This is a genomic window from Arthrobacter pascens, assembly GCF_030816475.1.
GTDB classification, from domain to species: Bacteria; Actinomycetota; Actinomycetes; order Actinomycetales; family Micrococcaceae; genus Arthrobacter; species Arthrobacter pascens_B.
On record NZ_JAUSXF010000001.1, the window covers coordinates 1,366,069 to 1,379,621 of the forward strand.

Sequence of the window (13,553 nt, forward strand, 5' to 3'; positions counted from 1 at the left end):
CCATGTCCTGCAGGGTAATTAGGGCCATGATCCGATTCGAAAATGTCACCAAGGTCTACGACCAGAATGTCCGTCCTGCGCTGGACGACGTCAGCCTTGAAATTGACCGTGGTGAATTTGCCTTCCTTGTCGGCGCGTCCGGATCCGGCAAGTCGACCTTCCTGCGGCTTGTGCTCAAGGAAGACAGGGCAACATCGGGGGCCGTCTATGTCGCCGGCCAGAACGTAGCCAAGATCTCCAGTTGGCGCGTGCCCCGGCTGCGCCGCGGAATCGGCGTGGTCTTCCAGGACTTCCGGCTCCTTCCGCAGAAAAACGTCTTTGCCAACGTTGCCTTTGCCATGCAGGTCATCGGCAAGAGCCGCAGCGTCATCCGGGACACCGTTCCGGAAGTGCTCAAGACCGTTGGACTCGAAGGCAAAGAGCACCGGATGCCGCACGAACTCTCGGGCGGCGAGCAGCAGCGCGTGGCAATCGCCCGCGCCGTGGTGAACCGTCCCGGCATCCTTCTGGCCGACGAACCGACCGGAAACCTGGATCCCACGACATCCATGGGCATCATGGGAGTGCTGGACAAGATCAACCAGAACGGCACCACAGTGGTGATGGCCACCCACGACGACGACATCGTTAACGAGATGCGCAAGCGCGTTGTGGAGCTGAAGAACGGCGTGGTTATCCGCGACGAAGCCAGAGCGCTTTACACCTCCATGATTCCCATCGTGGGCCAGTCGCGCCGGCTCAAGGACGCCAGCGGCCGGGAAGAACCACCGCCCGCCGGCCCGGCAGACCAAGGGTCATCCGCAGGGGAGGAGCAGCGATGAGGCTCGCCTTTATCCTCAGTGAGATCGGGAGCGGACTTCGGCGGAACCTCTCCATGGTGGTATCAGTCATCCTGGTCACCTTCGTATCCCTGACGTTCGTGGGTGCCGCCGGCATGCTGCAGCTTCAGATCAACCAGATGAAGGGCTACTGGTATGACAAAGTCCAGGTAGCCATTTTCCTTTGCAGTGACGGTTCGACGGCGGCGGGCTGCGCCAGCGGGCCGATCACCCCCGAGCAGCAGGAGAATCTCAAGACGCTTCTCCAGTCGCCGGCTGTTGCCCAGTACATCAATGATTTCCAGTTCGAGTCCAAGGACGAGGCGTACAAGCACTTCAAGGACCAGTTTTCCAACTCGCCGATCGTGGACTCGGTGACGCCGGACCAGCTGCCAGCCTCCTTCCGCATCAACATGAAGGACCCGCAAAAATACCAGATCATCAGCGAGACATTCTCATCCCAGCCGGGCGTGGAAACTGTGATCGACCAGCGGCAACTCCTTGAACGCCTCTTCTCGGCCATGAACGCCGCGTCCCTCGTCGCCGTGAGCATCGCCGGCGTGATGATTGTGTGTGCCATCCTGCTGATCGCCACCACCATCAGGCTTTCGGCCTTTAGCCGCCGACGCGAGACAGGAATCATGCGGCTGGTGGGAGCGTCCAAGACAGTCATCCAGCTCCCGTTCATCCTCGAAGGCGTTATCGCGGCCGTGATCGGCGCTGCCCTGGCGTCCGGAACGTTGTGGGCGGTGGCCCACTTCTTCCTGGGTGAGTATCTGTCCAAGCAGTATCCGGACACGGCATTCATCTCCCCGGGGCAGACCCTGATTCTTGCGCCGGCGCTGCTAATCCTTGGCGGATCCTTGGCAGGAATTTCGTCTCTCTTGACCTTACGCAGATATTTGAGGGTTTAGGCTGTGCGAACCGACCAAGGGATGCTTATGACTGCAATGCACCGACCCTCGCCCCGGCAGGCCAGCCGCCGCCCCTCAGCGCGCCGCGCCAGCATCATCAGCGGCGTCCTGGCCCTCGTCCTGGCCGCCAGTTTTGGCGCGGCATCGCCGGCAGCATATGCCGATGATCTTGAGGACAAGAAGGCGGCGCTGGAGGCCGAGGCGGCCCGCGTGCAGCAGTCCTTGGAATTCGTTGACTCGCGGATCGCCAAGGCGGCGAGCGACCTGGTGATCTACCAGGGGCAGCTGCCTGGTGCCCAGCAGGCCCTGCTGGATGCCCAGGGGAGAGTTGCCAGCGCGGTCAAAGAGGTCGAGGCACTGTCGGCCAGGGTGGACCTCGCGCAGCAGAACAGAGCCAAGATCACCCAGCAGCTTGAATCGGACAAGCAGAAGATTGCGGACACCAAGAAGCTCATTGGCCAGATTGCCACCCAGGCGTACAAAGCCGGTGGAGTTCCTTCCAACCTGACGCTCTTTTTCGGGTCGAATGGCGGCGGAAGCCTGACGGACACCATGGACCTTGCCGATCAGGCCATGCGCAGCCAGAACTCCGCGATGGATAAGCTCTCTCAGCAGAACGCGACTAACGTCAACTCACAGGCCAGGCTCGAGGCTGTGGAAGCGGAGATCCAGGATCTGAAGGCCAAAGCCGACGCCGCGCTGGAAAAGGAAAAGGCTGCCAGGGACGAGGCTGCAAAGAAGAAGGCAGAGGTGGATCAGCTGATCGCTGACACCACCCGTCTCGACGCAGAGCTGCAGGCCGCCAAGCCCGGCATCCAGAGCCAGCTTGCTGCAGTCCAGGCAAGCCAGAATGCGGTGGCAAACGAAATTGCCGAGCGGGACCGCCGGCTCCGCGAAGCCTGGGAGGCTGAGCAGCGGCGCCTTGCCGAAGCTGCGGCTGCGGCCGCGCGCGCCAAAGGCCAGGCCGTGCAGCCCTATGCTCCGGTGACTGGCTCGCCGTCGGCCTTTGGCCTGAGGCACCCGTTCGCCAATGACGTTCCCATCACCTCAGGTTTCGGCTGGCGCCTGACGCCGCCTGGGACCATTGATTTCTACGGCACTGGCGGATACATGCACACAGGCATCGACTTTGGGGCAGCCTGCGGCACTCCCGTATATGCGGCTGCGGCCGGTGAGGTGTTTTCCTCAGGTTGGAACTCCGCCGATGGAGGCGGCTGGAGGGTCAAGCTTTCCCATGGTGTGGTGCAAGGCAACTCCCTGACCACCATTTATTACCACAACAGCAGCATTGTCGTATCCAACGGACAGCAGGTTTCCCAGGGGCAGCTGATTGCTTACTCCGGAAATACGGGCAACTCCACCGGTTGCCATGCCCACTTTGAAACCTGGCTCAACGGTGTGGCTGTGGACCCAATGCGCCTGTTGTAAGGCTTCTGCGCGGCTGCCGTACACTGGTATGACTCCGCGCCGGAACGGCCGGAGGCAACGAGGATTCAAGAACTGAGGAGTTCCAACCGTGCCCAAAGAAAGTGGCCGAAAAGTTGTGGCCACCAACCGCAAGGCCCGGCATGACTACCATGTGCTGGACACCTACGAGGCCGGCATTGCGTTGATGGGCACCGAGGTGAAGTCCCTGCGTGAGGGTCATGCATCCATGGTGGACGGCTTCTGCACGTTCTATAACGATGAGCTGTGGATGGAGGGCATCCATATCCCTGAGTACAATCAGGGCAGCTGGACCAACCACTCGGCCCGCCGGCGGCGCAAGCTGTTGCTGCACCGGGAGGAACTCATCAAAATCTCCCACAAGATCCGTGAATCCGGCTTCACGATTGTCCCGCTCCAGCTATATTTCCTCGACGGCAGGGCCAAAGTGGAAATCGGCGTCGCGAGAGGCAAGAAAGAATTCGACAAGCGCCAGAGCCTTCGGGAGCAGCAGGACAACAGGGAAGCGCTGCGCGAAGTCCGGGAGCGGAACAGGCGCTGAGGTGAGGCCGGCTGGAATCATTTCGTTCCGGCATGCGTTACTATAGGTAGTCCGGCAGCGGTTGGTTCCGACGCCGGTTTGGTAACAAAATATGGGGATGATCGGTTTCGACGATGTTAGTCGCGACAGGTGAAGCGGGCCGAGGATGCAGAATTATCTCGTAAACGCTGTCTGCAAACCAATAAGTGCCGAAAACAAGCGCACTGACTTCGCTCTTGCTGCCTAAGCAGTAAGACAGTCCGTCAGCCCGAGGTTGCTATTGCCCCGGATCCTGGCGTCATTTAGATAGCCACTGCTGTTTGCCTCCGTCATCGGGGTAAACGGGACTCTTAGATGACTGGGCCCGGATCAGCTACTTGTTTGCAAGATAGCTGGGGCCGAGAAAATCCGACGCAAACTGCGCCCGGAGAAGCCCTGACAACACGACATCGGACGGGGGTTCAATTCCCCCCATCTCCACATTTGTGATGAGTCGAGACATCCTTCAGGGATGAGTCGAGTCATCGGTTACACCCCGGTCTTCGGACCGGGGTGTTTTTCTTTGCCCGGGTTCGGGCTGGCCGGTGCAGGCAGAGTTGCGGGCCGCGGCCTGGCCGGAGGCGCGCGCGGATGCCTTGAGCCGCCGTCGTGCCTTGGCCAGGTGGCTTCGGATGGCAGCCGTAGCGAAAGCCTCGCCACTTGTACCGGGCCCCGGCCGTTCACCGTCGGCGTAGCGCGCCGGGGACTAGGACGGCCACGGGAACAGTTGATGCTGATAAGACCCGGTACGCCAACGCGTGTGGAAGCCGGGTGCCAGAAACACCCGGTAGGAGGTGCGCCATGAACCAGGCGCGGGAATACAGTTCATCAGCGTCCGACGACGATCCCCTGGACTCGTACTCCGAGACCGTCATGCGGGTGGCTGAGACAGTCACTCCGCACGTGGCGGCGATTGAAATGACCGGGAAGGGCCGGAACGGCCGCTTCCGGGTAGGTGCAGGATCTGCTGTGCTTTTCACCGAAGACGGCTACCTGCTGACAAACTCCCATGTCGTCGCGGGAACCCGTGAGGGCAACGCCGTCTTTGCCGACGGCAGCCGGACAGAGCTGGAACTTGTCGGTGCCGACCCCTTGTCAGACCTGGCGGTTGTACGCGGGCGTGCGCCGAAGGTTTCACCGGCCGAGTTCGGTGACGCGGAATCGCTCAGGGTGGGCCAATTGGTTATCGCCGTGGGCAACCCGCTGGGCCTGGCGGGGTCAGTAACGGCGGGTGTGGTCAGCGGCCTGGGACGCGCCATTCCGGTGTGGGCCGGCAGCAACCGCAGGGTGATTGAGGATGTCATCCAAACGGATGCTGCCCTTAACTCCGGGAGCTCGGGCGGCGCGCTGGCGGATAGCCACAGCAGGATCGTGGGAATCAACACAGCAGTAGCGGGCGCAGGACTAGGCCTTGCCGTGCCAATCAACGCCACCACCCGGCGGATCATCTCCGCGCTCCTGGCCGACGGTCGGGTCAGAAGGGCCTACCTCGGCGTCGTCAGCACCCCTATCAGGCTCAACGCCAGCGCCGTGGTCAGGACCGGGCAACACGACGGGCTCCGGGTAGTGGAGGTGCTGGCAGGTTCTCCCGCCGACAAGGCCGGCATCATGGCCGGGGATATTCTCCTCAGCGCTGGCGGCCGTTCCGTCAGCAACGCTGAAAGCCTGCAGAAGCTGCTCTTCGCCGACGCCATCGGCCAGCCGCTGCGCATAGCAGTGCTAAGGGATGGCAGGGAAAAGAACCTCGTGGCAGTACCCGAAGAAATGGCCGCGAACGCGTAGCGGCGTCAGTCAGCGCTTTTTCAGGTGGGCTACGGGATCGGGCGAACCGCTGCCGGGGGCTTTAGCCTTCTTTTCGGCGCGCTTTTCTTTGATGGTCTTGACCGGCTTCTTCGCCTGGCTCTGATGGGGTGCCTTGTCCGGCATGGCGTGCTCCTTACAACGAGGGACGACCTGCGTCCCTCTTCGTAAAATACGCCTGTTTCGCCGCGAATGTAATGCCCGGACTCAGTCCGGAACGGACACGTCCGCAATACCCACGAAGCGGGTCCCAACGCCGTCGAATTCGCTCCTGACGAAGCCGCGCCGGGGAGGCGGCAGTTCACCAGGCGCGTGGTGTCCGCAGACAACGTACGTGAACTCCGGCCACCACTTCTTGGGCCGGGCCGCTTCTTCATAGCCACACACAGCGCACTCCAGATGGACCCACACCGGGCGTTTGCCGGTCCGGTTGGCCCGTGACTGGACGAGCCAGGGCGGGGGGTTGTCCAGGATCGCGCCCAGTTCCGCTTCGGTCAGGCGTTTGGGGATACCGTGGCGCTGGGCCATTTCCATGGGGACATCAAGGGCTATTGCCGCGTCGCGTCTGCTAATCATCACAGTCAACGATACGGGACCCCGCCAAACCTCCAGGGCGCAAGCACCACCCGCAACAGCCGGCGTACGTCAACAGCCGGCGCTCTTTCAGTCGCCGAGGACGCAGCCCGGGTGGGACCGGTCGCTGTGCACCCAGAGCGCAGAGGTCACCTCGTCGGCCAGGTCGTACTCCCGCGTCCGGCCGGCGGACCGGATCCGCACTATCAGGGCACCGCCGAAGGGCTTGCGGCCGATCACCTCCACATCGGCGTCCAGATCGATTTCCTCAGCGGACAGGTAACGGAGCAGCTCCGGGTTCTCGTCGCTGATACGCGTGATCCGGCCGGTGTGCCCCCGGTCCAGTTCACTCATCCGGTGGGCGTGCGGCAGCAGGACCCTGCCCTCCGCCGTGGGGATCGGGTCCCCGTGGGGGTCCCGCTGGGGGTTACCCAGCTTGGCCGCCATGCGTTCAATGAAGGTGTCCGAGACTGCATGCTCGAGGAGTTCGGCCTCGTCGTGGACCTCGTCCCAGCTGTAGCCCAGCTGCTCAACCAGGTATGTCTCGATCAGGCGGTGCCGCCTCACCATGGACAGGGCCAGCCGGACGCCATCCTTGGTAAGGGTGATGGCACTGTAGGGCTTATGGTCAACCAGGCCCTGGTCCTTAAGTTTGCGGACCATCTCAGAGACGGACGAGTTGGCTACCCCCAGGCGCTGCGCCAGTTGCGAAGACGTGATGGGCTTGTCCTGCCACTCCGTAAAAGAGTAAATGACCTTGACGTAGTCCTCGATCGAGGAGGAGGGCGCGCTGGTCTTCACGTCACCAAGCCTACCGGGTGGTCCGCCGCCGTCATGCCTTTTCTGCCCGCCAGGTGAGGGTCAGGTAGGGCAGGCCGACTTCCTCGCCGGAGGCATGACCCAGATGGTCGTGGAGGTACCAGTCGAGGTTGGCAAGCACCTTGCTCCGGGCGGACTCGCCGGCGCGAAGGAAGTAGCTCCGGGACTTCGCCAGTTCCATGATGTCAAGGGTGGTGAGCTCGTCCTGCCAGCGTGTCAGATGGCTCTCGAGTCCTTTGAACTCCGTTCCCAGCAGGGGGCGGAAGCCGGGCTTGTACACGTCTCCCGCGTGCATGATCCGTGAGAGCCTGTGGACCCAGGGAACAGAGGTGTCGAGCTGGTTCCAGATCAGCCCCAGCCTTCCACCCGCACGAAGGATCCGGGAAAGCTCTGTGCTGGCCGCCAGGGGATCGCACCAGTGCCAGGCCTGCGCAACGCTGATGACGTCGAATGAAGCGGCCGGCAGCCCTGTGGCCTCGGCGGTGCCTTGAATCGCCGGCACCCCGGGATAGTGGAGCCGCAGCTGCTCCAGCATGTCTGCGGACGGATCGACGGCGGAGACGGAGAGTCCACGGTCCAGCAGCAGGGAAGTGAACTTCCCGGTGCCGGCACCGACGTCGACGGCGTCCCGCGCTCCGGTGGGAACGAGCCAGTCCGCTGACTCTTCCGGATAACCTGGGCGCACCCGCTGGTAGTGCTCGCCGCCGTCCCGGAAGCTCCCGCCAAGCTCCTGCCGCCGCCCGTGGTCGAGTTTGGGGCCACCCCGTCCCACGTCCGGCCTCCTTCGTCTGATGCCCTTGGGTATCCTTCGAATTTACCGCAAACGCCGCTGTTAGGTGTTCAGTGCTAAGCCAGCGGTAAGTCAGTCCTCGATGCAGGGCGCAGCGCCCGCGGTTCCGGGGGTGTTGGGTGCCCACTCCGGGTAGGTCCGGGTATCGTTCGCCGGAACCCACCGGCTGGAGTCCACGACGTAATCCCATCCCAGGCCCGTACGGCGGAGTTCCTCGATGCCGGCCAGCAGACGCTGGGCGTCTTCCAGCCGTGAACCCACGCCGAAGCTGGCGCGCAGGGAACCGGAGGGAAGGCCAAGGCGCTTGAGCAGCGGGTGCGCGCAGAAGCGTCCGTCGCGCAGGCCTACCCCATGTTCGGCAGACAGGTATGCGGCCACCAGGCCGGCATCGTAACCGGCTACGGAGAAGTTCACGACCCCGATGGTGTCCGTTTCGGGATCCGTGTCCTTGAAGATCTGATGTACGGTAACGCCCTCGATCCTCTGGAGTCCCTCCACCAGGAAAGACCTGATGGCCGACTCATGGGCGTGCCAGCGGTCCTGATCCAAAGCAGCGATCACCTGGGTGGCGCGGGCCAGGGTGGCAGCACCAAGGACGTTGGGTGAGCCGCCCTCGTGGCGAGCCGGCCCTGTGGTCCAGCTGACGCCGTCGAGCCTGGCTTCACGGACGGCTCCGCCGCCGGCGAGGTGAGGGGTTCCGAGATCGAGCCAGTCAGGCCTGCCCACCAGGACGCCCGCGCCGAAGGGCGCATAAAGCTTGTGACCGGAGAAGGCGAGGTAGTCGACGTCGTCGGTGCTGATGCTGATGCGCCGGTGCGGCGCCAGCTGGGCGGCGTCCACCACGATCCGGGCACCGTGTTCGTGCGCCAGCGTTGCAAGGGCCCGGATGGGCAGGATCTCACCGGTTACATTGGACGCACCGGTGACGGCCAGCAGGCTTACGCCGCCCTGCTCCAGTTCCGCCCGGAGTGCCTCGATGGTGCCGGCGATGGTGTCGGCGGCCACTACACTGCGGTGCGGCAGGCCCTGCCACGGCAGAAGGTTGGCGTGATGCTCGATGTCCAGATAAAGCACGTCGCCGTTCGGACGTCCGTCAGTACTCGGAAGACAGCCGGCCAGCAGGTTCAGCGAATCGGTGGTGTTGCGGGTAAAGACAACTGAGTCATCAGGGCGGCCACCCACAAAGTCACGGACGATGTTGCGTGCGTTCTCATAGACGGACGTGCTGATCTGCGATGCGTAGCCGGCACCACGATGGACGCTGGCGTAGAACGGCAGGATCTCATTGAGATAGGCCGACACAACGGAGAGGGCAGGAGCGGACGCGCCATAGTCAAGGTTGGCGTACCGGACGTGCCCGCCTTGGATCAGGGGCGCCTGAATCTCGGCACCGGTGACGGCGGACAGCGGACGGCCCGCAATGGCATTGCGTTCACTGAACAGCGTGGCCGGGCTGGTGGTGTGTACGGGGGCGGCGATGTTGGGGGAGACGGTGGCAGTTGTCACAGAGACCTCACTGTAAGAAGGACCCCTCCATGGGAATCCGCGCTTGCCGGGTCCGTTCCGGACCGGCCTGGTCGTCACCCGGGGCACCCCACCGCGAATGGAGGGTTGCCGGCCAGCAAACCGGGGTTTTGCGCTGGCACTCGTGACCTATTAAGAGCGTAGAACATGCTGCGGGCCAGGAAAAAGCGGGTTCCAATGTTAAGGGTTTTGTTACGCGGCGTTGTAAGAATCGGCTTTGCCCGAAGAATACGACGGCGGACGCACCCTAGTGGACGCGTCCGCCATCGAATATTCGGGTTTCCCGGTTAGAGGAGGTCGTCCAGATCCGGGTTGAGGCGCTTGAGAACCTCGGAGTGCAGGATCGAGTTGGTGGCCAGGGCGTTGCCTCCGAACGGGCCGTCCTCGCCGTCGAGGGACGTAAACCTGCCGCCGGCTTCAACCACGATGGGGACCAGGGCCGCCATGTCGTAGAGGTTCAGCTCAGGCTCGCAGGCAATGTCAACGGAACCCTCGGCCACCATGCAGTAGGACCAGAAGTCGCCGTATGCGCGCGTCCGCCAGACGTCCTCCGTCAGGCCGAGGAAGTCGTCCAGGCTCCCGCGTTCTTTCCATCCGCCGAGGCTGGAATAGGAGAGGGAGGCATCCGAAAGCTTCGACACGTCAGATACCCGGAGCCGGGTGGCGGCAGCAAGGGAGCGTCCCATGTATGCCCCGGCACCTTTGGCGGCCCACCAGCGTTTGCCCAGCGCAGGGGCGCTTACCACGCCAACGACGGGTTCGCCTTCATCGACCAGGGCAATCAGGGTGGCCCAGACGGGAACGCCGCGGACAAAGTTCTTGGTGCCGTCGATGGGATCGATGATCCAGCGCCGGGATCCATGCCCGGAACTGCCGAATTCCTCGCCCAGGACGGCGTCCCGTGGCCGGGAACGGGACAGCTGGCCGCGGATGGCTTCCTCGGCGGCCTTGTCCGCGTCGGTGACCGGCGTCAGGTCCGGCTTGGTCTCGACGTGCAAATCCAGGGCCTTGAAGCGGCTCATCGTCTGGTCATCCACGGAATCGGCCAGCACGTGGGCCAGGCGCAGGTCATCGTTGTAGCTCGAAGCGGATTGGATCATGGTTCCAAACTACCGTCAAAGCGCGGCCGGGGCGGGGACATTGGGGGTCCCGGGGTCATGAACCACTCTCAAGCCGTCGGGAAAAGAGTGGTTTCCGCTAGCTGATGCTGCCCAGTTCCTTGGTTTCCTGGCCTTCCAATCGCGGATCAGTGCCAAGGAGGCGCCGCAGCGACGCAAGCCGGGCTGGTCCGGTTGGACCGGCCTGGCCGTCAGCCACCCAGGCATCCAACCCGCAGTTCACCGCGGCCGCGGTGTGCTTGCAGCCACGTTCGCAGGCATCCGTGCCGGGCTCCAGATCAGGAAAGGAACGCAGGATCCGGTCCGGGTCAACATGGGCCAGGCCGAAGGAACGGATGCCGGGTGTGTCGATGATCCAGCTTCCTGCCGGCGCGTCAGTCAGCTTGAGGGCCAGAGCCGACGACGAGGTGTGACGCCCCCGCCCGGTCACCGCATTGACGCCGCCCGTCGCGCGTTCAGCCCCGGTCAGGGCGTTGACCATGGTGGACTTGCCGACGCCGGAGTGCCCCAGCATGACTGTGACCTTGCCGTCGAGGTGGGCGCGGAGCTGCGAAACGGCATCTATGTCGAGGCGGGCGGAGAGGCCGTCGTCGGAGCGGGCGTCGATGCCGGAGGCCTCTGAATCCGCTGTCCTGCTGATGATTACCGGGAAATCAAGGTGCTCATAATTGGACAACAGGTCCGCAGGATCCTTGACGTCCGCCTTGGTGACCAGCAGCAGCGGCTCGATCCCGGCGTCGTAAGCTGCCACCAGGGCCCGGTCGATGAACCCGGTGCGTGGCTCCGGATTCGCGGCTGCCACGACCACCACGAGCTGGTCCGCGTTGGCCACCACCGCCCGCTCTACCGGATCGGTGTCGTCCGCGCTGCGGCGCAGCAGTGTTTTACGGTCCTGGATCTTGACCAGGCGGGCGAGCGTGTTCGGGTCGCCGGAAACATCTCCCACCAGGGAAACGAAATCGCCGGCCACCACCGGGGAGCGGCGCAGTTCACGTGCCCTCGCAGCGATGATGACACGTTCCTCGCCCGAATCCTCACCAACCACAGCCGTGTAGCGGCCGCGGTCCACCGTGATGATGCGCCCGGTCACGGCGTCGTCATGGCTGGGCCTGTCCTTGGTGCGAGGACGCGAGCCCTTTTTGCTCGGACGGATCCGGACATCGGACTCGTCCCAGGAATCAGTGCTGCGGGCCAACGTCCGAACCTTCCGCCCCGTTGTCGGCGGACTGGCCCTGTGCCAGCATGTCTGCCCACAAGCGGGGGAAGTCCGGCATGGTCTTGGCGGTAGTGGCGATGTCCTGTACCTGGACGCCTTCCACCGCCAGACCAAGGATGGCACCTGCGGTTGCCATCCGGTGGTCCGCATAGCTATGGACGACGCCGGCGTGCAGCTTTGCCGGACGGATGACGAGGCCGTCGCTGGTCTCCTCCGCATCACCGCCGAGGCGGTTGATTTCGGTGACAAGCGCGGCCAGCCGGTCCGTCTCGTGGCCCCGCAAGTGCCCGATGCCGGTCAGCCGGGACGGCCCGCTGGCCAAGGCGCACAGGGCGGCAACTGTCGGGGCAAGCTCACTGGTTTCATCGAAGTCGCCGCTCTTGATCTCGGGCCCTCCGGTAACCGTCAGCACGCCGTCGGCCAGGCTCACATCCGCGCCCATGTCCGCCAGGATGCTGCGCCACTGGTCGCCCACCTGGGTGGTCCCGACGGGCCAGCCGGGAATACGGACCGTCCCCCCTGAGGCCAGCGCTGCCGCGAGGAACGGACCGGCGTTGGACAGATCCTGTTCAATACGCTGATCGAAGCCGCGGATGGGTCCCGGGGCCACCACCCAATGATTCGGGACTGAATCATCGACTGATACACCCACCTCCCGGAGCGCGGTGACTGTCATGTTGATGTGGTCAAGGCTTGGGACCGGCTTACCGACATGCTCCAGGCGGAGTCCTTCGGTAAACCGGGCTCCCACCAGCAGCAGGGCGGAGACGAACTGCGATGAGGCGCTGGCGTCGATCACCAGGTGGCCGCCCCGGACTTCGCCCGTTCCTTCAACGGTGAATGGCAGTGATGCAGGCGTTTCCCCGTCCTCCCCGGCCACGGCTACACCCAGCGCCCTGAGTGCCTCGATGATGGTTCCCATGGGGCGATTCCGGGCGTGGGGATCCCCATCAAAGACGCTACTTCCGTGGCGCAGCGCAGCGATGGGCGGAACGAACCGCATAACGGTTCCGGCGAGGCCGCAGTCGATCCGGGCCTGTGACGGAGTGGCCTCATGGCTTAGGGGAGAGATCTCAAGGTCGGGTCCGAACGCGCCGTCTCCGGGCACCTCGGTGATGGTGGCCCCCAACTGGCGGAGGGCCTGGATCATCAAGGCTGAGTCCCTGGAATGCAGGGGAGCCCGCAGCCGGGAGGGGCCGTCCGCGAGTGCCGCAAGAACCAGGAACCTGTTGGTCAGGGATTTCGAACCGGGAACGGTGATGGTGGCATTGACAGGCCGGGTGGCAAACGGTGCCGGCCAGTGCGGGGCGGCTTCGGAGGATTCAGGCAAAGCGGTTGCGGCGGATCCGGTCATTCTTCCCTATGCCCCCGTCGCCTGCTCCACGGCGCGGCGTACTGCCTTGTCCGCCTTGTGGAGCTTCTTGCCGGTCGTCTTTCGTGCGTCGGCGGCAAGGTGGGAAGCGCCTTTCTTCGCATCGGCGGCAAAGTGCTCGGCGCGCCATGCAAGGCCTGGCTTCCCTGCGGTATCCACGGAGGCGAGCAGGACGCCGCCGCTGAGGGACAGGTTCTTCAGGAGCTGGCTGCGGCGGGCATCGCGGCCCTCCTTGCTGCTGATGTCGGCGCTGCGCCATTCGACAAAAGTGTTGAGTGCCGAAATAACAGTGAGCAGTGTTGCCGAGAGACGGCTGAATTTGCCCAGGCCGAACAGCACTCCTGCGCCCACCTGCGTTCCGCCAATAACCCTTGCCAGTGTCTTGTCATCGGTGCGGAAGGGTAGCGAAGCGGTTGCCTTGCGCAGGAGGGGCGAGAGTTGCCGGGCTGTGTCATCTGCGTTCTTGAGCTTGTCGAGACCGGCGAGGACGAAACTGGATGCCAGCATGGGCCGGGCGAGCGTGCGGACAAAGGACATGGATTTCCTCCTGGATGGACGAACCGCGTCGAATGCGGCGAAGTCCGTTCTAGTCTTGCACTTTTGA

General features: G+C 63.9%; 14 protein-coding genes, 1 other RNA gene and 1 riboswitch. Of the genes, 6 read left to right on the forward strand and 9 right to left on the reverse strand.

Annotated features, from left to right (window positions below):
* Positions 1–26: 26 nt before the first annotated feature.
* From ftsE to QFZ40_RS06360, 6 genes are all read left to right on the forward strand, one after another.
* Positions 27–821 (forward strand): cell division ATP-binding protein FtsE, encoded by a 795-nt coding sequence (gene ftsE / locus QFZ40_RS06335; RefSeq protein WP_306903450.1) that lies wholly within the window; start codon positions 27–29, stop codon positions 819–821.
* Positions 818–1,732 carry a permease-like cell division protein FtsX gene (gene ftsX, locus QFZ40_RS06340; RefSeq protein WP_306903451.1) on the forward strand — a complete coding sequence of 305 codons (915 nt, stop codon included), beginning with the start codon at positions 818–820 and terminating at the stop codon, positions 1,730–1,732. The genes ftsE and ftsX overlap by 4 nt, the downstream gene beginning before the upstream one ends.
* Before the next feature lie 27 nt (positions 1,733–1,759).
* Positions 1,760–3,160 (forward strand): peptidoglycan DD-metalloendopeptidase family protein, encoded by a 1,401-nt coding sequence (locus QFZ40_RS06345; protein ID WP_306903452.1) that lies wholly within the window; start codon positions 1,760–1,762, stop codon positions 3,158–3,160.
* Positions 3,161–3,248: 88 nt separating this feature from the next.
* The gene (gene smpB, locus QFZ40_RS06350) at positions 3,249–3,719 is read left to right on the forward strand and encodes an SsrA-binding protein SmpB (RefSeq protein WP_306903453.1); all 471 of its coding nucleotides are present in this window, start codon (positions 3,249–3,251) and stop codon (positions 3,717–3,719) included.
* A 93-nt stretch (positions 3,720–3,812) separates the two neighbouring features.
* Positions 3,813–4,181, forward strand: a transfer-messenger RNA (tmRNA) gene (gene ssrA, locus QFZ40_RS06355).
* A 357-nt stretch (positions 4,182–4,538) separates the two neighbouring features.
* Entirely contained in the window at positions 4,539–5,519 is a 981-nt protein-coding gene (locus tag QFZ40_RS06360; RefSeq protein ID WP_306903454.1) for a S1C family serine protease, read from the forward strand.
* Positions 5,520–5,528: 9 nt separating this feature from the next.
* Here QFZ40_RS06360 and QFZ40_RS06365 read toward each other — a convergent pair whose 3' ends face one another.
* The 9 genes from QFZ40_RS06365 to QFZ40_RS06405 all read right to left on the reverse strand — a co-directional run bounded on the left by QFZ40_RS06365 (position 5,529) and on the right by QFZ40_RS06405 (position 13,486).
* Complete coding sequence (locus QFZ40_RS06365) at positions 5,529–5,663, reverse strand: hypothetical protein (RefSeq protein WP_306903455.1); 135 nt, start codon at positions 5,661–5,663, stop codon at positions 5,529–5,531.
* Between the two features lie 81 nt (positions 5,664–5,744).
* Entirely contained in the window at positions 5,745–6,113 is a 369-nt protein-coding gene (locus tag QFZ40_RS06370) for a hypothetical protein (protein ID WP_306903456.1), read from the reverse strand.
* 87 nt (positions 6,114–6,200) lie between these two features.
* Positions 6,201–6,911, reverse strand: a complete 711-nt coding sequence (locus tag QFZ40_RS06375) for a metal-dependent transcriptional regulator (protein WP_306903457.1) — start codon at positions 6,909–6,911, stop codon at positions 6,201–6,203.
* A gap of 31 nt (positions 6,912–6,942) precedes the next feature.
* Positions 6,943–7,701 carry a class I SAM-dependent methyltransferase gene (locus QFZ40_RS06380; protein ID WP_306903458.1) on the reverse strand — a complete coding sequence of 253 codons (759 nt, stop codon included), beginning with the start codon at positions 7,699–7,701 and terminating at the stop codon, positions 6,943–6,945.
* A 90-nt stretch (positions 7,702–7,791) separates the two neighbouring features.
* Positions 7,792–9,198 (reverse strand): aminotransferase class V-fold PLP-dependent enzyme, encoded by a 1,407-nt coding sequence (locus QFZ40_RS06385; RefSeq protein ID WP_373427465.1) that lies wholly within the window; start codon positions 9,196–9,198, stop codon positions 7,792–7,794.
* 61 nt (positions 9,199–9,259) lie between these two features.
* A riboswitch (SAM riboswitch) is annotated at positions 9,260–9,373 on the reverse strand.
* Between the two features lie 157 nt (positions 9,374–9,530).
* Positions 9,531–10,343 (reverse strand): histidinol-phosphatase, encoded by an 813-nt coding sequence (hisN, locus tag QFZ40_RS06390; RefSeq protein WP_306903459.1) that lies wholly within the window; start codon positions 10,341–10,343, stop codon positions 9,531–9,533.
* A gap of 97 nt (positions 10,344–10,440) precedes the next feature.
* Positions 10,441–11,556: a ribosome small subunit-dependent GTPase A gene (gene rsgA, locus QFZ40_RS06395; protein ID WP_306903460.1), complete on the reverse strand. Its 1,116-nt coding sequence runs from the start codon at positions 11,554–11,556 to the stop codon at positions 10,441–10,443.
* Positions 11,540–12,931, reverse strand: a complete 1,392-nt coding sequence (gene aroA / locus QFZ40_RS06400; protein ID WP_306903461.1) for a 3-phosphoshikimate 1-carboxyvinyltransferase — start codon at positions 12,929–12,931, stop codon at positions 11,540–11,542. The genes rsgA and aroA overlap by 17 nt, the downstream gene beginning before the upstream one ends.
* 6 nt (positions 12,932–12,937) lie before the next feature.
* Complete coding sequence (locus tag QFZ40_RS06405; RefSeq protein ID WP_306903462.1) at positions 12,938–13,486, reverse strand: DoxX family protein; 549 nt, start codon at positions 13,484–13,486, stop codon at positions 12,938–12,940.
* Between the last annotated feature and the right edge of the window lie 67 nt (positions 13,487–13,553).

Bases quoted from the DNA above. Each gene is read 5' to 3' on its own strand.
- ftsE (WP_306903450.1), top strand. From the start codon at position 27: ATGATCCGATTCGAAAATGTCACCAAGGTCTACGACCAGAATGTCCGT.
- ftsX (WP_306903451.1), top strand. From the start codon at position 818: ATGAGGCTCGCCTTTATCCTCAGTGAGATCGGGAGCGGACTTCGGCGG.
- QFZ40_RS06345 (WP_306903452.1), top strand. From the start codon at position 1,760: ATGACTGCAATGCACCGACCCTCGCCCCGGCAGGCCAGCCGCCGCCCC.
- QFZ40_RS06360 (WP_306903454.1), top strand. From the start codon at position 4,539: ATGAACCAGGCGCGGGAATACAGTTCATCAGCGTCCGACGACGATCCC.
- QFZ40_RS06365 (WP_306903455.1), bottom strand. From the start codon at position 5,663: ATGCCGGACAAGGCACCCCATCAGAGCCAGGCGAAGAAGCCGGTCAAG.
- QFZ40_RS06370 (WP_306903456.1), bottom strand. From the start codon at position 6,113: ATGATTAGCAGACGCGACGCGGCAATAGCCCTTGATGTCCCCATGGAA.
- hisN (WP_306903459.1), bottom strand. From the start codon at position 10,343: ATGATCCAATCCGCTTCGAGCTACAACGATGACCTGCGCCTGGCCCAC.
- aroA (WP_306903461.1), bottom strand. From the start codon at position 12,931: ATGACCGGATCCGCCGCAACCGCTTTGCCTGAATCCTCCGAAGCCGCC.
- QFZ40_RS06405 (WP_306903462.1), bottom strand. From the start codon at position 13,486: ATGTCCTTTGTCCGCACGCTCGCCCGGCCCATGCTGGCATCCAGTTTC.